This window comes from Iamia sp. (assembly GCF_035575815.1).
GTDB lineage: Bacteria > Actinomycetota > Acidimicrobiia > Acidimicrobiales > Iamiaceae > Iamia.
In genome coordinates this window covers 1-25528 of record NZ_DATLXO010000087.1, presented here as the reverse complement: position 1 = coordinate 25528, position 25528 = coordinate 1, and the positions used below count along the sequence as shown (strand labels likewise).

General features: G+C 73.2%; 25 protein-coding genes and 1 pseudogene. 10 read left to right on the top strand and 16 right to left on the bottom strand.

The genetic code is table 11. The features are described from left to right. Positions 1-61: 61 nt before the first annotated feature. Together VNL12_RS09365 and VNL12_RS09360 are read right to left on the bottom strand one after the other, a co-directional pair. Positions 62-265 (bottom strand): hypothetical protein, encoded by a 204-nt coding sequence (locus tag VNL12_RS09365; RefSeq protein ID WP_325593857.1) that lies wholly within the window; start codon positions 263-265, stop codon positions 62-64. Beyond that, positions 262-480 carry a hypothetical protein gene (locus tag VNL12_RS09360; RefSeq protein ID WP_325593855.1) on the bottom strand — a complete coding sequence of 73 codons (219 nt, stop codon included), beginning with the start codon at positions 478-480 and terminating at the stop codon, positions 262-264. The genes VNL12_RS09365 and VNL12_RS09360 overlap by 4 nt, the downstream gene beginning before the upstream one ends. 405 nt (positions 481-885) lie before the next feature. Between VNL12_RS09360 and VNL12_RS09355 the strand changes: the two genes are divergently transcribed. After that, complete coding sequence (locus VNL12_RS09355; protein ID WP_325593853.1) at positions 886-1920, top strand: hypothetical protein; 1035 nt, start codon at positions 886-888, stop codon at positions 1918-1920. 103 nt (positions 1921-2023) lie between these two features. Here VNL12_RS09355 and VNL12_RS09350 read toward each other — a convergent pair whose 3' ends face one another. The 7 genes from VNL12_RS09350 to VNL12_RS09320 all read right to left on the bottom strand — a co-directional run bounded on the left by VNL12_RS09350 (position 2024) and on the right by VNL12_RS09320 (position 10168). After that, positions 2024-2485: a universal stress protein gene (locus tag VNL12_RS09350; protein WP_325593851.1), complete on the bottom strand. Its 462-nt coding sequence runs from the start codon at positions 2483-2485 to the stop codon at positions 2024-2026. A 159-nt stretch (positions 2486-2644) separates the two neighbouring features. Beyond that, entirely contained in the window at positions 2645-3037 is a 393-nt protein-coding gene (gene vapC / locus VNL12_RS09345) for a type II toxin-antitoxin system VapC family toxin (RefSeq protein WP_325593849.1), read from the bottom strand. Positions 3038-3039: 2 nt separating this feature from the next. After that, entirely contained in the window at positions 3040-3234 is a 195-nt protein-coding gene (locus VNL12_RS09340; protein WP_325593847.1) for a type II toxin-antitoxin system VapB family antitoxin, read from the bottom strand. A gap of 116 nt (positions 3235-3350) precedes the next feature. Continuing rightward, the gene (locus VNL12_RS09335) at positions 3351-4919 is read right to left on the bottom strand and encodes a long-chain-fatty-acid--CoA ligase (protein WP_325593845.1); all 1569 of its coding nucleotides are present in this window, start codon (positions 4917-4919) and stop codon (positions 3351-3353) included. Positions 4920-5009: 90 nt separating this feature from the next. After that, positions 5010-7667 carry a hypothetical protein gene (locus VNL12_RS09330; protein WP_325593843.1) on the bottom strand — a complete coding sequence of 886 codons (2658 nt, stop codon included), beginning with the start codon at positions 7665-7667 and terminating at the stop codon, positions 5010-5012. Positions 7668-7677: 10 nt separating this feature from the next. Then, the gene (locus VNL12_RS09325; RefSeq protein WP_325593841.1) at positions 7678-8910 is read right to left on the bottom strand and encodes a serine hydrolase domain-containing protein; all 1233 of its coding nucleotides are present in this window, start codon (positions 8908-8910) and stop codon (positions 7678-7680) included. Between the two features lie 160 nt (positions 8911-9070). Next, positions 9071-10168, bottom strand: coding sequence for an alpha/beta hydrolase family protein (locus VNL12_RS09320; RefSeq protein WP_325593839.1), 1098 nt, complete (start codon positions 10166-10168; stop codon positions 9071-9073). 315 nt (positions 10169-10483) lie between these two features. Between VNL12_RS09320 and VNL12_RS09315 the strand changes: the two genes are divergently transcribed. Both VNL12_RS09315 and VNL12_RS09310 read left to right on the top strand, forming a co-directional pair. Continuing rightward, on the top strand, positions 10484-11848 hold the full coding sequence (locus VNL12_RS09315) for an NAD(P)/FAD-dependent oxidoreductase (protein ID WP_325593837.1): 1365 nt from the start codon (positions 10484-10486) through the stop codon (positions 11846-11848). A 155-nt stretch (positions 11849-12003) separates the two neighbouring features. Next, a complete protein-coding gene (locus VNL12_RS09310; protein WP_325593835.1) occupies positions 12004-12405 on the top strand; it encodes a VOC family protein in 402 nt (133 codons plus the stop codon). 3 nt (positions 12406-12408) lie between these two features. Here VNL12_RS09310 and VNL12_RS09305 read toward each other — a convergent pair whose 3' ends face one another. After that, on the bottom strand, positions 12409-13086 hold the full coding sequence (locus VNL12_RS09305; RefSeq protein ID WP_325593833.1) for a helix-turn-helix transcriptional regulator: 678 nt from the start codon (positions 13084-13086) through the stop codon (positions 12409-12411). A gap of 272 nt (positions 13087-13358) precedes the next feature. Between VNL12_RS09305 and VNL12_RS09300 the strand changes: the two genes are divergently transcribed. Further along, positions 13359-14909: a S8 family serine peptidase gene (locus VNL12_RS09300; protein WP_325593831.1), complete on the top strand. Its 1551-nt coding sequence runs from the start codon at positions 13359-13361 to the stop codon at positions 14907-14909. A gap of 137 nt (positions 14910-15046) precedes the next feature. On the opposite strand, the gene VNL12_RS09295 is transcribed toward VNL12_RS09300, so the two are convergent. Continuing rightward, positions 15047-15529 (bottom strand): glutathione peroxidase, encoded by a 483-nt coding sequence (locus tag VNL12_RS09295; RefSeq protein WP_325593829.1) that lies wholly within the window; start codon positions 15527-15529, stop codon positions 15047-15049. A gap of 403 nt (positions 15530-15932) precedes the next feature. Between VNL12_RS09295 and VNL12_RS09290 the strand changes: the two genes are divergently transcribed. Both VNL12_RS09290 and VNL12_RS09285 read left to right on the top strand, forming a co-directional pair. Next, entirely contained in the window at positions 15933-16487 is a 555-nt protein-coding gene (locus VNL12_RS09290) for a sigma-70 family RNA polymerase sigma factor (RefSeq protein WP_325593827.1), read from the top strand. A 19-nt stretch (positions 16488-16506) separates the two neighbouring features. Next, positions 16507-17049 carry a hypothetical protein gene (locus VNL12_RS09285; RefSeq protein ID WP_325593825.1) on the top strand — a complete coding sequence of 181 codons (543 nt, stop codon included), beginning with the start codon at positions 16507-16509 and terminating at the stop codon, positions 17047-17049. Positions 17050-17180: 131 nt separating this feature from the next. On the opposite strand, the gene VNL12_RS09280 is transcribed toward VNL12_RS09285, so the two are convergent. Together VNL12_RS09280 and VNL12_RS09275 are read right to left on the bottom strand one after the other, a co-directional pair. Next, positions 17181-18488, bottom strand: coding sequence for a multidrug effflux MFS transporter (locus VNL12_RS09280; protein ID WP_325593823.1), 1308 nt, complete (start codon positions 18486-18488; stop codon positions 17181-17183). A gap of 93 nt (positions 18489-18581) precedes the next feature. Further along, positions 18582-19067 (bottom strand): hypothetical protein, encoded by a 486-nt coding sequence (locus tag VNL12_RS09275; RefSeq protein WP_325593821.1) that lies wholly within the window; start codon positions 19065-19067, stop codon positions 18582-18584. A gap of 67 nt (positions 19068-19134) precedes the next feature. On the opposite strand from VNL12_RS09275, the gene VNL12_RS09270 reads away from it, so the two are divergent. Then, positions 19135-19401 (top strand): hypothetical protein, encoded by a 267-nt coding sequence (locus VNL12_RS09270; protein ID WP_325593819.1) that lies wholly within the window; start codon positions 19135-19137, stop codon positions 19399-19401. Between the two features lie 19 nt (positions 19402-19420). Here the strand turns inward: VNL12_RS09270 and VNL12_RS09265 are convergent, their stop codons facing one another. Both VNL12_RS09265 and VNL12_RS09260 read right to left on the bottom strand, forming a co-directional pair. Continuing rightward, positions 19421-20287, bottom strand: coding sequence for an alpha/beta hydrolase (locus VNL12_RS09265; RefSeq protein WP_325593817.1), 867 nt, complete (start codon positions 20285-20287; stop codon positions 19421-19423). Positions 20288-20545: 258 nt separating this feature from the next. Beyond that, a pseudogene (locus VNL12_RS09260) lies at positions 20546-21136 on the bottom strand (poly-gamma-glutamate hydrolase family protein); the annotation flags it as partial. A gap of 376 nt (positions 21137-21512) precedes the next feature. On the opposite strand from VNL12_RS09260, the gene VNL12_RS09255 reads away from it, so the two are divergent. Further along, entirely contained in the window at positions 21513-22736 is a 1224-nt protein-coding gene (locus VNL12_RS09255; protein WP_325593813.1) for a glycoside hydrolase family 43 protein, read from the top strand. Between the two features lie 172 nt (positions 22737-22908). Here the strand turns inward: VNL12_RS09255 and VNL12_RS09250 are convergent, their stop codons facing one another. Continuing rightward, positions 22909-24102: a sterol desaturase family protein gene (locus tag VNL12_RS09250; protein WP_325593811.1), complete on the bottom strand. Its 1194-nt coding sequence runs from the start codon at positions 24100-24102 to the stop codon at positions 22909-22911. Positions 24103-24186: 84 nt separating this feature from the next. Between VNL12_RS09250 and VNL12_RS09245 the strand changes: the two genes are divergently transcribed. Both VNL12_RS09245 and VNL12_RS09240 read left to right on the top strand, forming a co-directional pair. Beyond that, on the top strand, positions 24187-24690 hold the full coding sequence (locus tag VNL12_RS09245; protein WP_325593809.1) for a mycothiol transferase: 504 nt from the start codon (positions 24187-24189) through the stop codon (positions 24688-24690). 205 nt (positions 24691-24895) lie between these two features. Continuing rightward, the coding region (locus VNL12_RS09240; protein ID WP_325593807.1) for a KUP/HAK/KT family potassium transporter at positions 24896-25528 on the top strand (633 nt) is incomplete at its 3' end.

Here is a 25528-nt window from a genome sequence, read left to right as displayed (position 1 = left end):
AAGGTGGTGTGGTGCCGCGTCGAGGTGTGACCGCACGATTCGAGCGCACCGCCGGCACCGCTCACGGCGGGGTGAGGATCTCGCGCTCGATGCTGATGTCGGCCTGGGTGACGCCGCCGACGTCGATGCTGTCGATGGCCTCGAGGGCCCCGGTCCCGGTGTCGAGTACAGCACCGAGCACGACAGGGGGACCGGTTCCTCCTTCTGCAGCGAGCGCAGCCCGGCGCCCCCGGTCGACCCCTCGCCCGTAGCAGCGTCCCCTCATCGCCCAGCTCGTCCAGGGCGCGCTGGTGGGTGTGGCCGGCGAGGACGAGGGGCACCTTCCCGTCGAGGCCCGCCGCTGGTCTCGAAGGTCGTGCCCCAGTCGTTGATGTCGCCGGTGTCGGCGACGACCTCGACGCCGAACTGGTCGACGACCCGCTCGATCAACGCGAAGGCCTGCGGGTTCAGGTGCAGGTCGCTGACGTGGAGCACCCGCACCGACGACGTCCTCGGCGTCGCCCACCGCCTGCGGTGCGAGGCTCAACAGCCCGGAGTAGCGGGGTTCGGAGAGCGACGAGGGCCGCCACGTCCCCGCGGCGACGCCCATCGAGGATGACACGAGCAACAGGACGGTGAGCGAGCCCATGAGCACCTCGCGCCGCCGGAACCGTCCCAGCGCCGACAGCGCAGCCCCGCCGAGGACCGCGACCACCGCGACCCTCAGTCCCAGGCGCTCGACCGCGGCCCGGATCTCGGCAGCCGTGGTCTCACGGCCACGAGCTGCTCCCACCGGGCGCCAACCCGGGGCCGGCCGGGGCACGGCGGGGGCCGAGATCTGGTCGCGCCGCTCGGGGTGAACGCGCCGGTGGGGTGGCCGTCGGTGCGGGCGGGTAGGGCCGGCTCATGCTCGACCGCGCCCGACGCGCCCTGTCTGTCCTGATCCTGGGCCTCGCCGTCGCCGGGTGCGGGTTCGATGACGCCCCGGCGGCCGAGTCGCCGAACCCCACCACGACGGAGCTGCCGGAGGTGAGTCGTCGCTGCGACCTCGGACGCCGCAACGACCAGGGCGTGGCCGGCCACGACCTGGCCGCGGCGGCCGAGCTGCCCGACGGCCGGGTGCTGTTCACCTTCGGCGACACCTACCTCGGAGAGGTCGAGGGCGACACCCGGCGGACCACCGGCCTGATCAACTCGAGCGCGGCGCTGCTCCCTGCCGGCGACGACATCTGCGACCCGTCGTTGTCCTACCTCACCGATCTCGGCGGTGGCATCCGCCCGCTCCTCCCCCGGCCGCCGAAGGAGGGCACTGCCTACTGGCCGGTCGACGTGAGCGTCATCGACGGCCGGGTGTGGATGCTCTACCGCTGGGTCGAACGGACCGGAGACGGCACCCTGGACCTGCGGATCCTCGGCACCGGGATGGCCGTGGCCGACCCCGAGGAGCTGATCTTCGCCGCCGCCGACGATCTGCTCGTCGAGGGTGCGGATCCGTTGCCGGCCTCGATCACCTCACATCGTGACGAGCTCGTGGCGGTGGTGTGCGCCGAGGCGGACCGCCCGGACTGCCGGCTGCACCCGATCGACACGGAGGCCAACGAGATCGGCCCGGCACGCGCCGAGCCCCCGATCCCCCTCGCCGCCCCCGAGATGAGCCTGGCGCGCGTCGAGATCGACGGGCAGGAGACCTGGCGCGCGTCGTCGATGCCGTTGCTGCGCTGCCGCCTCCGCGTCGCCGTGCTCGAGGGCGACGAGTGGCAGATCGAGACCGTGCTGGCGCCGGAGGTCACCAACGACGGGCTCTGCTACGCCGGTCGCGTGCAGGAGGCCTTCTCCGACGCCGACCGGCTCTTCGCCACCTGGGTCGAGAGCCCCGAGCAGCGCTCCGACGGGGACGTCTACTGGCCCCACGTCGAGCGGATCGATCTCACCGACCGCTGAGTGGCCGGCCCCGCCTCGACCTCGGCCCAGGCCAGGTCATCGCGATGGGCGGGCCCGCCCATCGCTCTCGTGTGGTGTCGAGGCACCGGGACTCCGGCCGGCGTCAGGTCCGGTGGGGCACGACGAGCACGGGGCAGGGCGCCTCGTTCACCACCTCATCGGCGACGGAGCGGCTGAAGAGACGCTCGAAGAACCCGGGGCGCTCGGCACCGAGCACGATGACGTCGGCGTCACGCTGAACGGCGAGGTCGACGACGGCCTGGCCCGGAGGGCTCTGCGATGGAACCACCACCGTCGAGACCCCGGCATCGGTCCCGGCGTCGATGACCGAGGCGGTGGCGGCCACGACGGCCCCGGCCTCGGCGACCCCCGCCCGGTAGTCGTCGTCCGCCTCCTCCTCGGTCTGCACGGGGCCCGCGAACCCACCCGCGCCCTCCATCGGGTCCTGCCATGCGGCGATGACCGCCACCACCTCGATGTGAGCATCGCCCCGCAGCAGGCGGGTGGCGGCCCGTGCTGCCTCCAGGGCGGCCTCGGATCCGTCGGTCGCGATGATGACCTTCACCGGGCGCACCTCGCGTCCGCGCCCGGTGCCGGATCGCGTGCGCATCTCGGAGAGGTGGTGGTGGCGTCCATGGGGGGAGGATCCTTCCTGGGTGCTGGTCACCCCTTCCCGGCGTCCCCCCGCCGACACCAGGACCGCAGCTCCAATCCGTCATCGCTCTCAGAGGGCGACGACGCGGAGCTCGGTGTGGGATGCGAGGCGGTCGAAGTCGACATCCGCGTGCAGGAGCGGCAGGTCCTCTCGGATGCAGACCGACGCGATGAGGCAGTCCAACGTCCGGCGGATCGTCACCCCTCGCTGCCGACAGGTGCGGTAGAGGCCGGCGGCCCGACGGTGGTCCTCGAGCGGCTCGAGGGTCAGCACCTCGTGAGGGACGAGGTGAGATTCCACGCGGGCGGCGGCCGCGTCGTCGGAGAGGCCCTGGAGGATCTCGGTCACGACGATGTCGGTCAGGGCGATGGGGCGGTCGTCGTCGAGGGATTCCGCCAGCACGTCGACCTGCCAGGTGGGTGCGTCGCGGAAGAGGTCGATCCAGACGCTGGTGTCGACCACGATCATCTGCTCGAGCGACTCGCGTCGAGGTCGCCGGACCACTCCACCGTGCCGCGGAGGCCGAGGGTGCTCCGTCGGCTCCGACGGCGCACCAGCTCGCGCAGGGCGAGCTCGACGGTCTCGCGCTTGGTGGCGGCGCCGGCCGCCGCCCGAGCCTCGGCCATCAGCTCGTCGTCGATCTCGATGTTGGTCCGCATGGTCGTACCGTACACACGCGAGATCCATCGATGTGTACGACGGTGGAGGTCAACCTCGAACCCCCGAAATTGCGTACATGAGTCGCGCCGGGCGCGACTCATGTACGCAATTCCGTTCAGCCGACGCGACGGTCGACGCCCTCCCAGTAGGGCTCGCGCAGCTCGCGCTTGAGGAGCTTGCCGCTCGGGTTGCGGGGGAGCGTCTCGGCGACGTCGACCGACTTGGGCAGCTTGAACCCGGCGAGGTGCTCGCGGGCGAAGGCGATGAGCTCCGCCTCGGTAGCAGCGGCCCCCTCGGCGAGCACGACGATGGCCTTGACCGCCTCACCCCAGCGCTCGTCGGGCACGCCGATCACGGCGACGTCGGCGACCAGCGGGCTCTTCATGAGCGCGTTCTCGACCTCGGCCGGGTACACGTTCTCGCCGCCGGTGACGATCATGTCCTTCACGCGGTCGTGGAGGAACACGAAGCCCTCGGGGTCGAGGTAGCCGGCGTCGCCGGTCTTGAACCACCCATCACCGGTGACGGCCTGGGCGGTGGCCTCCGGGTTGTTCCAGTAGCCGGCCATGTTCTGTGTCGAGCGGGTCCACAGCTCCCCGACCCGGCCGACGGTCACGTCCTCGCCGGAGTCGGGGTCGATGACGCGGAGCTCGACCCACGGGTAGGGCCGGCCGCACGAGCGCAGCAGGTGGGGGCGACCCTCGGGGTCGTGGTCGACGCCGTCCAGCTGGGTGATGGCGCCGGTGGTCTCGGTGAGCCCGTAGACCTGGATGAACTCGCAGCCGAAGGTCTCGATGCCCTTCACCAGCACATCGTCGGTGATCGGCGAGGCCCCGTAGACCAGGGTCTTGAGGCTGGAGAAGTCGGTCTCGTCGACCCCGGGGGTGATGAGCAGGAACTGGATCACCACCGGCACCATGAACGCGTTGGTGATGCCGAACTCGGGAATGGCCCGGAGGATGGCGGGGGGGTCGATGTCGCGCATCACCACGGTGCGGCAGCCGAAGTAGAGACCGACCATGCCCCAGCCCGCGCCGGCGATGTGGAACATCGGCATCATGGCCAGGTTCACCGAGGTCTCGTCGAAGCGCCACTGGGCGGCCACGCCGGTCACGCACTGGAAGAAGTTGTCGTTGGTGAGCATGACGCCCTTGGGCAGCCCGGTCGTGCCCGACGTGTAGAGCTGGAAGGCGACGTCGCTGCCGCCCACGCCCACGCCGTGGTCGTCGTCGGGCTGGTCGGCCACCCACGACTCATAGGTGATCCACCGCTCGTGGTCGCCGATCGACACCATGGTCTGCACCCGGGTGAGCTGGTCCTCGATCTGCTCGATGTGGCCGACGAAGTCGGGCCCGACGATCAGCACCTCGGACTGCGCGTCATCGATGATCTGGAGCATCTCGGCCGGGGCGAGGCGCCAGTTCACCGCCACGTTGACCGCACCCAGCTTGGCCAGGGCGAAGGTGACCTCGAAGAACTCGAGCCCGTTCTTCTCGATGAAGGCCACGCGGTCGCCGGTGCCCACCCCCGCCGCCTCGAGGGCGTGGGCGACCTGGTTCGAGCGGCGGTCGAGCTCGCCGAAGGTCACCGATCTCCCGCCGGTCTCGAGCGCCACCGCGTCGGGACGCTCGGCGGCGTGGGTGCGGATGATGTCGGCGATGGTCGAGATGCTCTCGGTGCCCATGTCTGTCTGCCTGTCTCCTGGGTGGTGTGATCGAACACCCCAGTGTGGCGCCCGTCACCCGGACGCGCTCGTCGGGGTGGATGGCGGGGTTCAGGGAGTGCGGAGGATGACCCGCTCGAAGAGGTCTGCGGTCTGCGTGGCGAGCCCGTCCCAGACCAGCTCGTCGCGGCGCACGGCGGCCGCGGACCGGGCCGTGGCCAGCACGGCGGGGGTGAGGGCATCGATGGCGGCGGCCACCGATGCGACGGTGTGCCCGGCGGGGATGCCGCCGGCGCCGAGCGCTTCGATCAGGTAGCCCCAGTCGCTGCGGAGGGCGGGGAGGCCGAGCCCGATGGCGTCGGCGGCGGCGCCGGTGGCGAGCATCTCACCGTCGGGATCGAACACCAGGGCCAGCACGTCGCAGGCCGCGAGCCGGGTGGCGTACGCGCTGCGGTTCACCATCTTGTAGGGCCGGGCGACGGCGATGCGGGGGTCGTCGGGAACCACGTCGTCGGCGCCGAGCGACCAGCACACCAGCTGCACGTCGTCGCGGCCGCTCTCGGCCAGGCCGTCGAGCACGACCTGCACCATCTTCTCGGCGCGCGGCGCCCCGACGATGCCGATGCGCAGCGCGGCGGGGGAGAGGCCCAGGCGGCGCTCGGCCTCGGCCCGGTCGGGCAGTCCGGCGCTCTCCCAGAGCCCTCCGAAGTGGCCGTGGGGGATCACCTCGTGGTGGCAGCCGGGGCCGAAGGCGTAGCGGTCGCGCATCTGCCGCTCACCCCAGGCACTGTGGTGGATCGCGGCGGCGGCCGCGGCCGCCCATGCCGCGTAGATCGGGTCGTAGACCTCGGGTCGCTTCTCGTGGGGCGTCAGGTTGTGGGCGGTCCACACGACGGGGACGTCGTGGTCGGCGAGCTCGGCGATGATCGCCCGGTGGGCGTCGAGGTCGTCGAACGCCAGCCACTCAGGCCAGTGGAGGTGAAGCAGGTCGAGGTGGCGGAAGCCGGGGTCGGGCACCGCGTTCCAGCCCACCGGTGACGGCCCGGCCACGACCCGGTCGGCCATCGGACCGTAGAGCGACTCGTGGTAGTGGTGGCCGATCTCGGTCGACGCGGCGCGGATGAGCGGTGTGACCCGGGCCCGGTAGGCGAGCTCGACGGCCGGCTCCAGGTCGATCTGGTGCACCGTGGCGATCTGTGACGTGGCGCTGCGCCACTCGGCCACGCCGTCGACGGTGATCGAGGTGGTGAGGTGCGCGGTGGCGCACTCCCACTCGACGCGCAGAGGCCGGTCGGCCACCTCGGGGATGGCCAGGCTGCACGCGGTGGGGGACTGATCGAAGCGGAGCTGGTCGTCGAGGACGATCGTGCGTCCCTCGACCGAGAGCTGCACGGTGCGCGTGGCGGCAAGGGGCGGGCCAGGGTCGTCGCCGTCGAGGCCCCGGCCCGAGACCGGCAGTCCGTCCCACGTCGCCGTCAGCCGCCCGGGCCCGTGGGTGACCGAGCTCGGCAGGCCTCCTGCGGTGTGGCGGGTGGCCCCGGCGAGGACGAGAGGTGTCCAGGTCGGCAGGTCGCGGTCGATCGGCACCTCCCACGTGCCCGGCTGGTGCAGGGCGGGGAGGTAGTGGCTGCGGGTGATGCCCACGAAGGGCACGACGAGGTCGGCCCCGGCGCTGCGGTGGGCCCACACGCCGGCGGGCCGCGCGTCCTCGAAGGGGATCCAGCGGTCACCGGTGGGGTAGGCCACCGCGACGGGCGCGGCGGCCAGGTCCGCGGGAACACGCTGCAGCGCGCCGGCGGCCCACGCCACCTTGCCCAGCAGGTCGAAGGTCAGCTGCAGGCGGCGGGCCGGGCCCCGGTAGGAGTCCTGCGCCCGGTGCCGGTGGGCCGACGACACGCCGTCGGCGTCGAAGCCGGCCATCACGGTGCGGGCCGCGTCGACGGCCCGGCGCAGCCAGACAGAGGCCTGGTCGCCGGCGTGGCCGTCGGCGAGGGCGAGGGCGGCCAGCTCGAGGGTGAGGGCGGCCGAGAGGTCGCCCACCGAGCGGCCCCAGGCCACCGCCGAGCCGTCGCGGGCCCCGACGGCCAGCACCAGGTCGAGGGCCCGGGTCAGGCCGTCGCCCCACACCGGTCCGAGGCGTGAGGCCAGCGGCTCGCAGAAGAGCCACACGTCCGCGGCGTAGATGTCGTAGCGACCGACCCGGTCGTTGGAGTCGTCGAGCGCCCGGCGGGGGTTCTCCTCCAGCACGGCCCGGGCCCGGTCGACCAGGCGGTCGAGCGTGGTGGTGTCGTCGACCAGGCCGAGAGAGACCCTTCCCAGCTCGCAGCGGGCCAGCACCGCGGCGTAGTTGCGGGGCAGCACCTCGGCGTCGAGGAGCGGAAGCCAGTCGGAGCTGTCGACGGCGAGGGCGAGCTCGGCCCGAGCCGCGTCGTCGAGGCCGGTCAGCAGCCGGTTGTCGGCGAAGGCCCCACCCCGTCGGAGCGTCTCGGCGATCCGGTAGGAGAAGAAGGTGTGGGTTCCGCGCCCATCGACCCCGCCGAGCAGCCGCACCAAGATGGTGTCGAGGCCCTCACCCGCCAGCGCGTCGACGCCGGCATCGCCCAGGTGGGCGAGGGTGAAGCAGACGTCGGCCCGCACATCGGTGCCGACGGCGTGCCCGGCGAAGGCGCGGGGTATCTGCCACCCCGGCAGGTGGTGGCGCTCGACCCGCTCGAGGGTGTCGACCGTGAAGCGGGTGAGCTCGGTGGCCAGCTCGGCGGCGGTGGTCATCCGGGCCACCTCAGCCCACCAGCGCCTGGCTCACGAGCACCTTGAGCTCCGAGCGCAGCGGGTGGGTGCTCGACGGCAGCAGCTGGGTGAGGAACACGGCGGTGACGTCCTCGACCGGGTCGACCCAGAACGCGGTGCTCGCCGCCCCGCCCCACGAGTACTCACCGGCCGAGCCCAGCACCCGGTTCTTGACCGGGTCGAGGGTGACGGCGAAGCCAAGGCCGAAGCCGACCCCGTCGTAGGTGGTCTCGGCGAAGAGGGGACGTCCGAACTGCTCGAGGTCGACACCGCCAGGGAGGTGGTTGGCGGTCATGTAGCGGACGGTGCGATCCGACAGCAGCCGCACCCCGTCGACCTCGCCCCGGCGGCGCAGCAGGTCGGCGAAGCGCAGGTAGTCGGCCGCGGTCGACACCAGGCCGCCGCCGCCGGAGAGGAACGTGGGCCGGCCGTGGGCCACCGGTCCGATCTCGTCGAAGCGGGTGGCCCGCTGGCCCTCACCCGGGACGTAGAGGCCGGCGAGGCGGTGGCGCTGGTCGTCGTCGACGCCGAAGGTCGTGTCGACCATGCCGAGGGGCCCGAGGATCCGCTCGGCGAAGAACTCGGCGAGGCTCTGACCCGAGATGACCTCGATCAGGTGGCCGAGGACGTCGGTGGCCACCGAGTAGTTGAACTCCGACCCCGGCTGGAAGAGCAGCGGGAGCGAGGCCCAGGTCTCGCAGGCCGCGGCCAGGTCGACCCCGGCCGGCTGGCCGAAGTCGTAGCCGTGATCGCGGTACATGGCGTCGACGGGATGCGCCCGGTGGAAGCCGTAGGTGAGCCCCGAGGTGTGGGTGAGCAGGTGCCAGATCCGCAGCGGCTCGGTGGCCGGTTCGGTCTCGAGCGTCGGCCCCGATCCGCTCCGGAACACCTGCACGTCGGCGAAGGCCGGGATCCAGCGCGATACCTGGTCCTTCAGGGCGAAGGCGCCCTCCTCGTAGAGCATCATCGCCGCCACCGAGGTGACCGGCTTGGTCATCGAGTAGATGCGAAAGAGCGTGCCGGTCTCGATCGGGAGGCCGTCCTCGGTGTCGCGCTGACCGGCGTGGGCCACGTGGGTCACCTGGCCGTGGCGAGCCACGGCGAGGAGCCACCCGGCCAGTCGTCCGTCATCGACGTAGCGCGTGAAGTGGCGATCGATGCGGGCGAGGCGGTCGGGATCGAAGCCGACCTCGGCCGGGTCGATCTCGACCTCCAGTGCTGTCATGTCGCTCTCTCCGGTTCGCCTCGGTGGTGGTCGTGACCGTACCGGCGCGGCCGGCCCCGGTCGCGACGAGTCGCGGACGAGCTCACCGGGCGCGCCCGGACGGGCGTCTCAGCCGCCGGCGAGATCGCGTGAGCTCACCGGCGGCTCCGGGTGGGGCGGCTCAGCCGTCGGCGATCTCGACGGTGGCCAGCTCGGGCCCGGCCTCGTCGACCGCGGCCTGGAGACGGTCGGCACCCTCGGGGTCGTCCTTCAGGTGCTGGTCGAAGAACGCCAGCGTCGTCAAGGTGACCACCGCAGACTGTGGCTCACCGAGGCCCTGGACGAAGGGAGGGATGTGCTGGCCGCCGACGAGGGTCACCAGGGCGGCGGTCGAGCTGACGGCGTCGCGCACCGCCAGGGCTCGGTCATAGGGCACGGTGCCGTCGGCGTCGCCGTGCACGATCAGCAGCGGCGGGCCGTCGTCGACGGCGTCACCGCCGTCGGGCCCGAGTTCGGGCACGTAGGCCCCGGCCCACTCGGCCACCGCCCGGATCCGCTCGTCGCGGCAGCACGGGTTGTAGCCGGCGCCGAGGGAGGTGAACCCGCCGAGGGAGTGGCCGCTGATGCCGACGCGCTCGGGGTCGACCATCCCGGCCAGCGGTCCGTCGGTGGTGTCGCTCTGCTCGATGGCCCAGTCGACCAGGTACGCCACATCGGCGGTCTGCTCGGGGATGTCGCTGGGCGACGGCCCGCCCGGCGCGTTGGTGTTGGACAGCGGGTAGCTCGGTGCCACCACGACGTAGCCGGCCGAGGCCCAGACCCGCAGGGTCGCGGCGTAGTTCGGGCCCGCACCGCCGAGGCCGTGAGAGAACACGACCAGCGGCCACGGGCCGGGCTCCGGCGGCGCGTCGGGGGTCTCACCTCCGCCGTCGGCCGCACCGGTGGCCGGGTAGAGCACGAGGGCTGGCAGCGTGCGCTCTGGACGCTCCGGCTCGCCACCCTGGGCGGCCGTGACGCGGCTGGTGTCGACGACGGTCTCGTCGAGCGATCCCACCGCGTAGGTGTTCGGAGCGGCGGTTGGAGGCGCCTCGGGCTCGGTGGTGTCGGGGGCGTCGCCGCCTGTGTCGGTGGCCGGCGCCTCGGTCGTCGATGCCGCCGGGGCGGCGCCGTCGTCGGTGTCGGCGGCGCAGGCCACCGGCACCAGGGCGAGGACGGTGGCCAGGATCAGGGCGAGGGCGCGGCGCGTCGCGACCGGAGCCGCAGGGAGGAGGGAGATCACCGCCGCACACTAGGCGGGGTTCGGCCCTCCTCAGTCCGGACGCGGCCCCGGCGGAGGCGAGCACCCGGCTCCCCGACCCCCGACCCGGGTGCCTCACCGCGGCCCGAAGCCCATCGAACTGGTAGGGGATCTGGGGGCGGGGGCACCCGAGGGTGCGACCAGTTCGGTGGTTCGGGGCAGTGGTCCGGGCGCGGAAGGGGCGGGGACGTGGGACCATCGGTGACAGTTCCGCCCCGACCCAGGAGACGCACCGATGGCCCCGACGACGTGGACCTCGACCGACCCTCGTCCGCTCACCTCGAGCCCGGTGCGGCGATGAGCGACCAGCAGGTCGATGTGGTGGTCATCGGCATGGGCCCCGGGGGCGAGGACGTGGCCGGGAGGCTGGCTGAGGCCGGGCTCTCGGTGGTGGGCATCGACTCGGGCCTCGTCGGAGGTGAGTGCCCCTACTGGGGGTGCATCCCGTCGAAGATGATGATCCGGGCCGCCAACCTGCTGGCCGAGGCTCGCCGCATCCCCGGTGTGGCCGGCGCGTCGGCGGTCACGCCCGACTGGGGTCCGCTCGCGACGCGCATCCGCGACGAGGCCACCGCGGATTGGGACGACGCCGCGGCCGTTCAGCGCTTCGAGGGCAAGGGCGGCCGATTCGTGCGGGGTCGGGGCCGCATCGTGGCCCCGGGTCGGGTCGAGGTCGGCGACGAGGTGTTCGCGGCCGGTCTGGCCATCGTGTTGGCCAGCGGCACCACCCCGTCTGTGCCGCCCATCGACGGGCTGGCCGACACGCCGCACTGGACCAACCACGAGGCCATCGAGGCCACCGAGGTGCCCGCTCGCCTGGTCGTGCTCGGCGCGGGCGCCGTCGGGGCCGAGCTGGCTCAGGTGTTCGCCCGCTTCGGCAGCGACGTCACCGTGGTCGAGGCGGCCGATCGCCTGCTGCCGGCCGAGGAGCCCGAGGCCGGAGACCTGCTCGCCGAGGCCTTCGCGGCCGAGGGGATCATCACGGTCACCGGCGTCGGGGCCGAGCGCGTGAGCCACGACGACGACGGGTTCGTGGTGACCCTGGCCGACGGCACCGAGGTGCGCGCCGACCGCCTGCTGGTGGCCACCGGTCGCCGGGCCGACCCCTCAGCCGTCGGCGCCGAGGTGGTGGGCGTGGCGGCCGACAGCCGGTCGGTGCCCGTCGACGAGCACCTGCGGGTGGCCGACGGTGTGTGGGCCGTGGGTGACATCACCGGCAAGGGCCCCTTCACGCACGTGGCGATGTACCAGTCAGCCATCGCCGTGGCCGACATCCTCGGCGAACCTCACGCCCCGGCCGACTACAAGGCCCTGCCCCGGGTGACCTTCACCGACCCCGAGATCGGCTCGGTCGGGCGGTCCGAGGCCGACGCCCGCGACGCAGGGCTCACCGTCGCCGTCGGGTCGACCCCGGTGCCCTCCACGGCGCGGGGCTGGATCCACGGGCCCGGCAACGACGGCTTCATCAAGCTGGTGGCCGATGCCGATAGGGGCGTGCTGGTGGGGGCCACGTCGGCCGGCCCGGTGGGTGGTGAGGTCCTGGGCCTCCTGGTCCTGGCGGTGCACGCCGAGGTGCCCCTCGCCACCCTGCGCACGATGATCTACGCCTACCCCACCTTCCACCGCGGCGTGGAGGACGCCCTGCGCGACCTCGAGGCCTGATCGCCTCAGTCGCCGCGAGGTGTGGCGCGCATCGGTGGGTCAGCCGCCACCCCGCGCCCGGCTCGGGCTTCGTCGATCGGCCCGGGGCCGGGCCCTCGCGCCCATGTCCGATCCGTCCAAGACGGGCCGCACGGGGCGTGCGTAGGTTGGCCGCCATGGCACCCCGCATCGATCTCATCGGCGTCGTGGTCGACGACATGGCCCGCAGCCTCGCCTTCTACCGACGCCTCGGTCTGGAGGTCCCCGCCGAGGCCGACAGTGAGCCTCACGTCGAAGTGACCCTGCCCGGCGGCCTCCGGTTGGCGTTCGACACCGTGGCGACGGTCCTCTCCTTCGACCCCGGCTGGACCCCGCCGTCGGGCGGACAGCGTCTGGGCCTGGCCTTCGCCTGCGACGGTCCCGACGAGGTCGACGCGACCTACGGCGCGCTCCTCAAGGCCGGCCACGAGGGCCACCTCCCGCCGTGGGACGCCCCCTGGGGCCAGCGCTACGCCACCGTGCACGACCCCGACGGCAACGCGGTCGACCTCTTCGCCCCCCTGGCGACCACCGGCTGAGCGTCAGCCCACGAGGATGCCGAGCGACGTGCCGGTCAGCGCCCGCACGTCGCGCGCGAGGTGGGCCTGGTCGGCGTAGCCGGCCCGCGCCGCAGTCTCCGCGAAGGGCACGCCCGCCCGGGCCAGGGCGAGGGCCCGGTCCATCCGCAGCACGCGAGCGAGCACCTTGGGGCCGTAGCCGAAGGCGGCGAGCGAGCGCCGGTGCAGCTGGCGCTCGCTGAGGCCGACCTCGGCCGCCACCGCGGCGATGGGCTGACCGCCGCGCACTCGCGTGACGATGGCACCGACGATCGGCGGGCGCGGGCCCGCGGCGCGGAGGCACTCAGCGCTGGCGGCCTCGAGCGCCGACCCGGGGTCCGCCGCCCCGGCGATCCGGTCCGCGAGACGTTGAGCCTCGCTCCGGCTCCAGACCTCGTCGAGGCGCACCCGCAGGTCGCGCAGCTCCGAGGCGGGCAGCCCGAGGATGCCCGGCAGCGTGCCGGGGGCGAAGCGCAGACCCGTCAGGGCGGTGCCGGCGGTGAGGGACGAGACGTGGGCCTGGGAGTCGGGGCCGGCGATCAGGATGTGGTCACCGACCCAGATCAGGTCCATGGCGCCGTCGGGGACGATCCGCTGGCCACCGGCCGCCATGCCGGTCCACAGCACGCCGCCGACCACGGACGATGGCCGTTCCCGGTACACGGCCCCAGCATCGCGCCGCCGGCGGGTCGGTCGCCGCCAGGTTCGGGACCCTGGCTTCGACCGAGGCGTGATCGGCCTCCTCAGCGTTTGGCCACGACCGACACAGCGAGTTCGAAGACGGCCGGCTCGTGGCCGACGTCGAGGTGCGCCGGGCGGCGCCGTGTGCGGGTGCCGCAGTGTCGCGACGACACGGGCAGGAACGGTGGCGTCGGCCCCGAACTGTGGGGGGTGCCCCGCCTCGGCGTGGCCCGTCCCCCACCGAGGAGCTCTCGTTGACCGCTGCCCCGCTGACCCCCCGCTCGACGGGGAATGGACCCCGCCGGCGCCCCTGGCGGTCGATCGCCCTGACCGGTGCGCTGCTGGCCGCCCCGTTCGCGGTGCTCGGCGCCCCGGCTCCGAGCAGCGGCGCCCCGGCCGCCCCCACGGCCTCGGTGGCCGACGGCCTGGCCGTCCAGCTGCGCACCGCCCCCGCCGACGTCGCGCTCCCCGTGTTCGTCCACGGCACCGACATCGCCGCCGCCCGCGGTGCGGTCACTTCCACGGGCATGCGGCTCATCACCACCTGGGACAAGGTCGGCGTGGCCGTCGCCGCCGCCACCCCCGCCCAGGTCGACGCGGCTCGCACCCACCCCGGTGTCACCTACCTCGAGGGCGACCAGCCCATCGACTTCCAGCTCGCCACCTCGAACGACGCGACCCGCGGTGACGAGGCCCGCGCCGGGGGCGTTCCGGCCCAGCCCGCCACGCCGCTCGACGGTGGAGGCGTCAGCGTCGCCGTCATCGACTCCGGCGTCGACGGCACCCACCCGTTCTTCCGGGGCCCCGACGGGCGCAGCGCGGTGGTGCGCAACTTAAAGGGCGTCTGCGTCCTCGGCACGCTCACGCCGGTGCCCAGCGACCTGTGCTTCGCCGACCTCACGGCGGTGAACGACACCGACACCCTGTCGGTCGGCGGTCACGGCACCCACGTGGCCGGCATCGTCGCCGGGCGCCCGGTCCGCACCACCGGTGCCGGCGCCCACGACCTGAACGGCGCCGCCCCCGGCGCGTCGATCGTGTCGCTCTCGGTCGGTGCGGCCATCTCCATCCTCGGGGCCGACACCGCCCTCAACTGGGTCCTCGAGAATCATGAGGCCCCGTGCGGGGCGGGCGTGAGCGCCACCGTGTGCCCGCCGATCAAGGTCACCAACAACTCCTACGGACCGGCCGGCGGCGGGGAGTTCGACCCCGAGAGCGCCACGGTGAAGATCCAGCGGGCCCTTGCCGCCGAGGGCGTGGTCACCGTGTGGGCCGCCGGCAACGACGGGGGCGACGGCTCCGGCGCCGATCAGGGCACCAACCCCCCGGGCCAGGACCCGACCCCAGGCGTTCTGATGGTCGCCTCCTACGACGACGACGGCACCGGCACCCGAGACGGTGTGGTGTCCGACTTCAGCTCCCGCGGTGCCGACGGCGAGCTTCGCACCTACCCCGACGTCTCGGCGCCGGGCACCGACATCGAGTCGTCGTGCCGCCCTTACCTGGTGATCTGCGGCACCGGTCTCCAGCCGGTGAACGGCCCGGGACTGCTCGACGTGGGTACCTTCAACACCATCTCGGGCACCTCCATGGCGGCCCCCCACGTGGCCGGCATCGTGGCCCAGCTGTTCCAAGCCGATCCGACCACCAGCGCCGCGGAGGTCGAAGCCGCCATCAACGGCGGCGCCCACAAGTTCACCGACGGGGCCCCGTACTCCGGCACCGATGACGCCGGCAGCACGTCGTTCGACAAGGGCCACGGGTTGATCGACGTGGTCGCCGCCGTGGCCCGCCTCGGCGGCTGACGATCGCGGGTCGACCAGCGCCCGGAGGGGCGGCGGGTCGACCCCTACACCGGTGGGGCCCGTGGCTTCGGCTGCGGGCCTGTCCCGTGCCCGGGGTAACCGTCGGGCCGCCTCGCCGCCGTCCGCCCCTCGGACCGTCAGGAACCGAGGGCGGCCTCGATGTCACCCTTCAGCTTCTCGGGCTTGGTGGTGGAGGCGTAGCGCTTGATCGGCTCGCCGTCCCGCCCGATCAGGAACTTGGTGAAGTTCCACTTGATCTTGCTGCTCAGCACGCCGCCCTTCTGGGAGCGGAGCCACTGGTAGAGGGGATGGGCGGCGTCGCCGTTGACGTCGATCTTGGAGAACATCGGGAACGACACTCCGTAGTTGACCTGGCAGAACTCCTGGATCTCGCCCTCGTCACCCGGCTCCTGGTTGCGAAACTGGTCACATGGGAACCCGAGGACGACGAGGCCCTGCTCGGCGTAGGTCTCGTACAGCTCTTCGAGGCCCTCGTACTGCGGGGTGAAGCCGCACTTCGAAGCGGTGTTGACCACCAGCACGGCCTGGCCGCGGTACTCCGAGAGGTCGGTCTCCTCGCCGTCGATGGTGCGGGCCGAGAAGTCGTACAGCTTGGTCATGGGGGTCCACCTTCGTCCGTGACCGCGGGTATCGGCGCGGTCGGCCGGTCACCTCGTTCGCCGCCGATCCTCCCATGGATGGGAAGCCGCGGTCTCGAGGGGTGGGGCCCATGCCGGCGCAGGTGGTGTGACGCGGCGCCGATCGGCGTCATGAAGGGAGGACGGTGCCAGCGCGGCGCCGCACACCACGTTCCGGAGGTCATCCTCATGACGAGGTCCACGAGCATTGCTGGCGCCTTGGTCGCGCCCGACGCTGACGACCTCCTCAATACGATCGGGCGGCTCCGTGCGAGCCTCTTCGGTCGCTGACGCCGCGGCCCTGAGCGGCACCGGCAGCCTCGCCTTCACCGTGGTCGGAGCACCGCGTCCGCGTCGGGGGCCGAGACCTGCCATCGTGGCAGCCGTGGCGGACCGAGCCGGCGTGGAGGATCTGTTCGTCGCCGCACGCGCCGGCAGCCCGGAGGCCTGGGCCGATCTGTACTGCGTGGTGCGGCCGCAGCTCTTCCGCTTCGCCCGGGTGCGCCTGGCCACCGACGAGCAGGCCGAGGAGGCGGTCAGCGAGACCGTGGCCCGGGCCATCGCCGGTCAGCACCGCTACCGGCCGGGCTCGGGCGCCACGGCGTGGATGGTCGGCATCTGTCGCAACGTCGTCTATGAGACCTACCGCGTCGGGGGGCGGGTGCAGGTGACGGACCCCGATGTCCTGGCCCGCACCGACGGACCGTCGTCTGACGCCGGCCCGGCCGAACGGGTGCTGGCCGATGCGGAGGGCAAGGGCCTACTCGCCGCGTTTGCCCGGCTCAGTCCCGAGGACCAGGAGGTCCTGACCTTGCGCGTCGTGGCCGGTCTCGACACCCCCGAGGTCGCCGCCGCCCTGGGCAAGCGGCCCGGAGCGGTGCGCATGGCCCAGTCCCGAGCGCTGGGGCGCCTCCGCCTCCTCGTCGAGGAGGACCCATGATGGTCGGGAGGAGGCGACGATGAGCGACCACGACGACGATCGCCTGCTCGACGAGCTGGGCCGAGCCCTGACCCCGCCGGTGCCGCCGGTCGACCCGGCGCGAGTCGCTCGCATCACCGAGCTCGCGTCCGACGTTCCCGCTCCGGCGGCTGCGGGTCCTTCGCGCCGGTCGGTGCTGTGGATGGGCGCGGCGGCGGCCGGGGGCCTCGCCGCCGGGGTCACCGGTGCCGTGCTGCTCACCGACGACGACGCACCGGCCGGTCCGCCCACCGAGGAGGTGGCCTCGATCACCGCCTCCGACGGGGTCGAGGCCCGGGCCGAGCTCATCGATCACACCTGGGGCCTCGAGGTCCTGCTCGACGTGTCGGGCCTGGTCCCGCGCACGCCCTACGCCATGACCTTCGTCGACCGCACCGGCGGTCGGGCCACCGCCGGCGGGTTCGTCGGGACCGACGGGCTGATGCGCTGTCGCAACAACGGCGCCGTGCTGCGGGCCGACGTCGCCCGCTTCGAGGTTGCCGACCCCGACGGCGCCGTGGTCGTGACCGGCGAGCTGGCCTGAACCCCATCGGTGGGACGGAAGGGTGACCACAGTGCGTCGCGGCGTCGCCCTGGGCGCGACAGAGCGGCGCATGGACGAGGCGGCGAGGCGACCGACGCCATCGTCGACCAGATGAGCCCGGGGCGGGCACCTCAGTCGACGACGGCCATCTCGATCGAGTCGGCCGGCGCCACGCCGCCGTGCTCGTCGAGCGTCCCCGACCGGACCACCATCAGCAGGACCGTGGTGGCGAGAGCGGTGCTGGCCAGCACCACGACGGCCATAGCGATGCTGTCGTTGCCCAGCAGCCCGACGAAGGGGGCGGCGATGGCGCCGATGCCGAAGCGCACCGCCCCCAACAGGGCGGCGGCGGTGCCGGCGACCTCACCGTGGCGGGACAGGGCCAGCGCGGGGGCGTTGGGCATCGCCAGCCCGGCGCAGGCCAACACGACCCACAGCGGCACGAGGATGCCGACCAGGCCGCCGAGGTCGGCAACGGCCATGGCGAGGAGCACCACGCTGGCCGCCGTGCCCGCGACCAGGGCGCCTAGGAGGATCTGCTGCGGCTCCCACCGGCGCAGCAACCGGGCGCTCAGCTGGGTGCCACCGATGAGGCCGACCGAACCGAGCCCGAACACGATGCCGAAGGCCTGCTCGCTCAAGCCGTACTGCTCCTGGAGCACGAACGACGACCCCGACACGTAGGCGAACAGCGCCGCCATCGACAACCCGGTGACCAGCACCAGGCCCACGAAGGTGGAGTCGCGCCCGAGGGCCCGGAAGGTCCGCACCGTGCCCCCGAGGCCGCCGTGCCGTCGACGTTCGGCCGGCAGGGTCTCGGGCAGGGAGGTCACGGCGACGGCGAGGAGGGCGGCGCCCATCAGGGCGAGCACGCCGAACACGCCCCGCCACGAGGCGAAGCGCAGCACGGCGCCGCCGAGCGACGGCGCCAGGATCGGGCCCACGCCGAGGACCAACATGAGACGGGAGAGAAGGTGGGCCGCGGCGCGCCCGTCGAAGAGGTCGCGCACCACGGCGAGGGTGACCACCGAGGCCGCCGCGGCCCCGGCGCCCTGGGCCACCCGCAGGCCGCCCAGTACGGCCACGTTGGGCGCCACCAGGCACAGCACCGACGCCACGACGTGGAGCGCGGTGCCGGCGATCAGGGGCCGGCGGCGGCCGAAGGCGTCCGACAGCGGGCCGACGAACAGCTGGCCGACGGCGAGGCCCAACAGGGTGCCCGTCAGGGTCAGCTGCACGGCGGAGGACGAGGTGCGAAGGTCGGCCTCGATGGCCGGCAGACCCGGCAGGTACATGTCGATGGTCAAGGGGCCGAGGGCGATCAGTGACCCCAGGACCAGGATCAGCTTCAGCCCGGGACCCTCGACGGGGCGCGCGGACCCCTCAAACGGCTCCACCGGATCTGCCTGGCTGTAGGGGGTGGGGACCGTGGACGCCATGACCCAGAGCAGGTTACGGACCGAGTGCGCCGACGCCTCGGGTGGTTCTTCCGGCGAAGCTCGGACCTGGGTCCGCGGCAGCTGACGAAGCGCTCAGGGGTCGTCGCGCTCGTCGCAGCGGGCGTCGAAGACGATGGGCACCGGGTCGGCCGAGGTCGGGGCCCCGTCGACGTCGACGGGCTGGGCCCGGCCGCGGGCCTGGATCCGCGCCCCGCGCACACGGGCCGAGGTGATCTCGCCGGGAGCGTCGCCGCTCTCGCCCCGTCGGGCCCAGGCCTCGTCGCCGAACGCGGTGACGGGGCGCTCGCCCTCGGTGGTGGTGATGCCGCTCGAGCGCGGCACGCCGGTCTCACCGTCGGCCTCCACGCCGACGACGGCCTGGAGGACCTCGCCGTCGTCGGTCCGGCCGAGGACGAACACGGTGGTGCCGTCGATCCCGCAGCCGTCGACGGTGAAGGTGGTCGACTCGCCGTCGACGGTCACCCGCGCCGTGCGGTCTTCGAACGCGGGCTCCCGGGCGCAGCCGGCGAGCCCGGCGACCAGCAGGAGGGCCGCCGGGGCGGCGACGAGCGGGCGCATCATCGCAGCGTACGGACGCGTGGGCGCTCGGCCTGCAGCGTGGTGCGGCGCACACCATGCTGGTCGGGTGGACGAGGACATCGACACCCTGACCGTCGACGAGCTGCGGGATGAGGTGCGGCGGCTGCGGACCGCGATCCGCACCCATCGCGACAGCACCGGACACGACCTCTGCTGGCACCACCCCGACCTGTGGGCCTTGTTGCCCGAGCAAGGAGAGGGCATCCCTGAGGTGCCCGAGTGGCCTCAGTTCCTGCGCGGGTGCATCCAGTACCGCACCAGCCTCGACGAGCAGCTGGTCGACGCGCCCCGCGTGAGCCGCGAGCTGCCCTGAGCGCCGGCCGGATGCAACCTCAGCCGGCGAGAGCGCGGATCTCCGCCGCCACCACGTCGGGGGCCTCGAGCAGGGGCCAGTGCCCGACGTCGGGCAGGCGCACGATGCGCGGCGTGCCCCCGAGCACGGGCTCGACCCCGTCGATCATGTGGGCGCCCGACACCGGGTCGAGCTCGCCCCACACGAACGTGGTGGGCAGGTCGCTGGTGCCCAGCGCGGCGCGCCAGCGCTCGGCGTGCTCGCGCCGATCGGCGATGTAGTGCAGCAGCTCACCCATGAGCGCCACCCCGCCTCCGTCGTCCATCGAGCGGTAGATCTCCCGCACCTCGTCGTCGACCATCTCCACCCGGGTCCCCCACGTGGCGCGGATGGCGTCGAGGAACGTCTCCTCGGTCACCGCGGCGGCGACCTCGGCGCCGTGGTCCGGGTCGAGCAGCATCTGCTGGCCGAACGTCGGGCGGTGCAGGTCAGGGTCGAGGCCGCCGTTCATCCACACCACGCCACCGACGGCGACGCCCAGGTCGCGCTCGGCCCGGCGGGCCAGCAGCTCCTGGGTCACCGACACGCTGTAGTCGTGGGCCACCAGAAGGGTGGAGGTCACGGCTCGGGCTGCCCACATGGCCTCGACCGCGTCCGCCGCGGCGTCGATCGACAGCGGGAGGCCGGGCCGCTTCTCCGACGCGCCGAAGCCCGGCATGTCGATCGCCAGCACGCGCCAGTCGCCGCCCAGGAGGTGGGCCACGGGAGCGATGTCGAGCGACGCTGAGGGGTAACCGTGCAGGAACGTCAGCGGCGTCGCGTCGGGTGCGCCCCGGTCGTAGGTGGCGACCGCCAGGCCGCCGCTCTCGATGTGCTCGGCGCCGGCCCGCCACTCCTCCCAGCCCATGACGGCCACCTCAGCGTCGCCGGTCGTCGAGGTCAGCGGTCGGATCCGGTCGGGTGAGGGTGGTGGTGGCATCCATCCCGTCTCCCTACCAGCCCCGGCCCGGCGCCCGCCACGACGGTTCCGGCGCTAGCCGTGCTCCAGGTGTCGACGGATGCCGCCAAGTGCCGTCTGATCGGGGCCGATGTCCGGACGACGTCACCGGTGGCCTCGTTCGGAACGCCCGTGGCTAAGCCTGGCACTCATGGGGGGCGCGCCGTTTCAGGAGTCCGTGGGCCACGCTCGAGCGGCCGCCGCCAGGGCGTCGATGAGGGCGCGCGTCGGCGCCGAGAGGCCGTCGGGTCCAGGTCGAGGGGCGCGAGGGGAGCGGCCCCGGACCCGGGGCGGGAGCTCGACCTGCACGCCACCGCCGGAGGGCAGGTTCACCGGGTTCTCCGGGTGCAGGCCCCGCAGGCCCTCGGGCATGTCGTCGAGGTCGGTGACGACCTCGTAGCCGGGCAGGGCGGAGCGGAGGTGGCCGGCGACGTGGTCGGCCAGCGCCCGGTTCGAGCCGCCGGCCAGCAGCGTCGTCCACCGGCCCCGCCGGCCGTAGCCGTGCACCGTGACCACGACCTCCACGTGGGCCACGAAGCGGGCGAGCGCCTCGGAGCCGGCGGGCCGGAACCGGGTCGACGGCACGTGGACGTCGAGGCCCCTCGGGTGCAGGACGCCGTAGTACGAGGCGCCCGCCGCACCGGCCGCCCGCGACGCGACCACGTCGGTGACGGCTTCGAGCGCGCCGCCGTGGAAGGCCATGAACCCGAAGCGGGACCGCACCTCGAGCACTTCGGTGACCCCGGGGGTGGCGAGGAGGCGGGCGAAGGGGTCATCGGAGCCGCTGCGGCGGGCATCGGCTCCCATCGGCGCAGCCTTCCACGGCGCCCGCGCCGATCGAGCCTCGGAGTGGTGCGCGTCTGGTTACCCAGGCGTGTCCAGACGCGCGCCAGTTCGAGGTCGCCACGCGGCCGCTGCCGCCCTGCGGGCCGCCGTGAGACACTGGCCGTGGGACACTGTGCACCCGACCGGGACAGCGAAGGCGGAAGGGGATCAGTGGGACGCAGGGGACGAGGGTTGGTGGTCGCGCTGCTCGCCGGGGCGCTGGCCACGTGTGGCGGAGGTGACGGCGGCGACGACGACGAGGGCGCCGGCGAGCCCCCCGACATCGCCGGACGGCGGCGAGGCCGAGCGCATGGCGTACGTCTTCACCTTCTTCCGGGGCGGGGGCGGGCAGGGGGTGCACCTGGCGGTGAGCACCGACGGCCTCGAGTTCCGCGAGGTCAACGAGGGCGAGCCGATCCTCACCTCCGAGCTGGGCGAGGGCCTCACCCGCGACCCGTCGATCCTGCTCGGCCCCGAGGGGCGCTGGCACATGGTCTGGACCAGCGGCGACCTCCAGTCGATCGGTCTGTCGAGCTCCGACGACCTGCTGAGCTGGGACGAGCCCCGCGCCGTCGCGGTCATGGAGCACGAGCCCACCGCTATCAACAGCTGGGCCCCCGAGCTGCACTGGGACGCCACCGCCGAGCGCTACTCGGTGGTCTGGGCCTCGACCGTGCGCCGCGTGCACCCGAGTGGCACCAGTGAGCCGGCGCCCGACGGTGAGGCCTTCGAGCACCGCCTGTACGTGAGCCACAGCACCGATCTGCAGGACTGGACCGAGGGCGAGCTGTACTGGGACGGTGCCATCAACGCCATCGATGCGGCGGTGGTGCGCGACGAGGACACCGAGGACCACGTGCTCGTCTACAAGGACGAGCGCCTGGTGCCCGAGGTGCGCAAGCGGGTCGCGGTCGCCACCGCTTCGGGCTTCGACGGACCGTGGGACGAAGGCGCCGTGGTCGAGGAGCTGGGCTCGTGGGTCGAGGGGCCCTCGCTGGTGCGCGACCTCGACGACGAGGGGTGGCTGCTCTACGCCGACCGGTACTACGGCGAGACCTACGCCGCCGCCAGCTCACCCGACCTCGAGACCTGGACCGACCGTGCTGCGGAGGTCACCATGCCGCCCGGTGCCCGCCACGGCACCGTGCTCCGCGTGCCCTACGAGCGGATCGAGGGCCTGCTCGACTCCGCCGTCCCGGTGCCCGACCCCGACACCACCTCGACCACGGCCGCGACACCGATCCCCGATGGACCACGGCGGCCGGTCGATCCCTCCACCTACGGCGACGAGCGCCCGACGACGGGCGTCGGTGGCGTCCTCTTCGACCTGCTGACCGCCCAGGGCGTGGAGCCCAACCGGGCCGTGTGCGCGGCCGAGGTGCTCCTCACCCGTACCACCGAAGCCGAGCTCCTCGCCGCCGGCCTCGTCGAGCTCACCGACGAGGCCGTGGCCCCCGTCATCGCCGCCGCCCTCGACTGCGGCATCGCCCAGGACCAGGTCGATGCCACCCTCCAGGCCGCCCGCGGCGGCTGACCGCCGTCGTCCCCATCCCGGTGAACCGGTAGGTACATCGGGCGCCCCGACCCCCAGATCCGGTACCAGTTCGCACCGCCCGGTGAACTGGTACGGGAACCGGGTGTCCCCGCCCCCAGATCCTCTACCAGTTCGCGAGGTGCGGGCAGCAGGTCGGGACGGCGCAGAGCGGTCAGGCGGCCCCGGCGGTGGGCTGGGCCTCGTGGCGCTCGGCGTGGCGGGCGTAGGCCCAACCGGGTCCGCGGAACACGAAGCCGAGGCGATCGGCCCAGGTGTCCGCACCGGCGACGTCGCGGAGGATGTCGGCCTGCTCGTGGGTGGCGATGCGCAACGGGTTGTAGGAGTCGACGTTCTTGGTGAGCCCGTAGCGCACCGGCTCCTCCTCGCGGGCGAAGGTGCCGAAGAGGCGGTCCCACAGGATCAGGATGCTGCCGTGGTTGCGGTCGAGGTACTGGCTGTTGCTCCCGTGGTGCACCCGGTGGTGCGACGCGGTGTTGAGGATCTCCTCGACGGGACCCAGCTTCCCGATCGCGTCGGTGTGGACCCAGAACTGGTAGAGCAGGTTGACGCCCCGCGCCGTCTCGATCACGTCGGGGCGGAAGCCGACCAGCGAGAGGGCCCCGTAAGGCAGGAACATGGCGAAGGCGTCGGCCACGGGCTGGCGCAGGGCGGTCGAGAGGTTGTAGCGCTCGCTCGAGTGGTGCACGACGTGCACGGCCCAGAGCCAGCGACTCTCGTGCATGAAGCGGTGGTTCCAGTAGTAGATGAAGTCCCAGGCCAAGATGGCCCCGCCGACGGCCAGGGCCCCGGTGCCGAGGTCGCGTCCGCCCCGTCGCTTCGTCCAGAGCCGTTTGGCCGCAGTGCGCGCCGCCCAGGTGGTGGAACCCGCGGTGATGCCCGCGGCCACCGCGGTGACCGCGGTGGACGACACGACGCGACGGGCGAGCCGGGCGGCCCGCCGCCGACGGTCGCGGCCGGGCGCGGCGGCGACCTCGGGCTCCGACGGGCCGGGCGCGGAGGGGTCGGGCCCGACTCCGGCGGGGACGACCCCGGCGTCGGGAAGGGGTCCGTCGGCCCGGCGGATCAGCACGTCGGCGAGGGTGGTCGCGGCGGCGGCCCCGACGGCGGTGGCGACGAGCGCAGGGCCGAGGCGGCCCCGGCCCGGGGTCACGGGACGGAGCACCTTGCTGAGCGCCATGGGCACCAGCAGGCTGCCCAGCCCCATCGAGAGGCTGGCGAGGGTGTCGCGCCGCTCGTAGTCCGACGGTGCGGGCGCGCCCACGGCCTCGGCCCGGCGCTTCAGGTAGATGTGCTCGGCGCCCATGCTCCCGAAGTAGAACGGGACGGCGGCCACGGTGAGGTCCACAGAGGGCCCTTTCGCTCGTCGGCCGCCATCTTGCCCGCGACCGACCCCGTGATTCCCCTCGACCCCCTGCGGAGGACATCCCCCATGGACCTGAGCGACACCCTCACCGAGATCTACGGCCGCATCCCGCCGCTGGTCACCGCCGCGGTCGACGGCCTCGACGCCGAGCAGCTGGCGACGCCCCCGGCGCCGGGCGCGAACACCGTCGGGTGGCTCGTCTGGCACCTGACGCGGGTCCAGGACCACCACGTCGCCGAGCTGTTGGATCAGGGCCAGGTGTGGGTCACGAGCGACTGGGCGTCGCGCTTCGGACGCGACCCCGACCCCACCGACACCGGCTACGGGCACTCGCCGGCCGAGGTGGCCGGGGTGCGGGCCGAGGGGCCCGAGGTGCTCATCGCCTACCACGACGCGGTGGCGTCGCGGACGATCGCGTTCTTGCGCGGCCTCGGGCCCGACGACCTCGATCGCGTCGTCGACGAGGCGTGGGACCCGCCCGTCACGCTCGGGGTGCGCCTCGTGAGCGTGGCCGACGACGACCTCCAGCACGCCGGCCAGGCCGCCTACGCCCGGGGCCTGCTCACCTGATCCACGATCGGTCGGTGGTCTCGCTCGACGATGCCGTCGATGCCGGCTCGCCCGGCTCGACGCCAGGGACGGATCCTCGCGAGCCCGGGAGCTGACGACCGTCACCCCGGCTACCGGCGGCCGGGCCCGATCTGATACGCATGCTCCGCTAACGAACTCGGGCGGTCCGGTCTCCGGCTCCCCCTGTCCCCTCGCCAGGTGGCCGATGAACGTTCCTGTCACGACCGCCCGCTCGGGAGGGCACTCGACGAGCGGCGGCTCGACCGGACGTCGGGCCTCAACGCCGGCGCTGGCCGTCGGGGCCCTCGGCATCGTCTTCGGCGACATCGGCACCAGCCCGCTGTATGCCCTGCGCGAGACCTTCGACGGAGAGGGCCACGAGCTGGCCGTCTCGACGACCAACGTCTACGGGGCCCTCTCGCTCATCTTGTGGTCGTTGATCGTCGTCATCACCATCAAGTACCTGGCGTTCGTGATGCGCGCCGACAACGGGGGGGAGGGCGGCATCCTGGCCCTCACCGCCCTGCTGCGCGGCGACGACGACCCCCGGCGAGGACGGCGGTGGGTCCTCCTGCTCATCGGGCTCTTCGGCACCGCGCTGCTCTACGGCGACGCCGCGATCACCCCGGCCATCTCGGTGCTGTCCGCGGTCGAGGGCGCGGAGGTCGCCGCCCCCGGCTTGGAGACCTTCATTGTCCCCATCGCGGTGGTCATCCTGATCGGCATCTTCGCGTTCCAACGTCGGGGCACCGCCGCCATCGGCCGGGTGTTCGGTCCGGTGATGACGGTCTGGTTCCTCACCCTCACGGTGCTCGGCCTCACCCAGATCGCCCGGAAC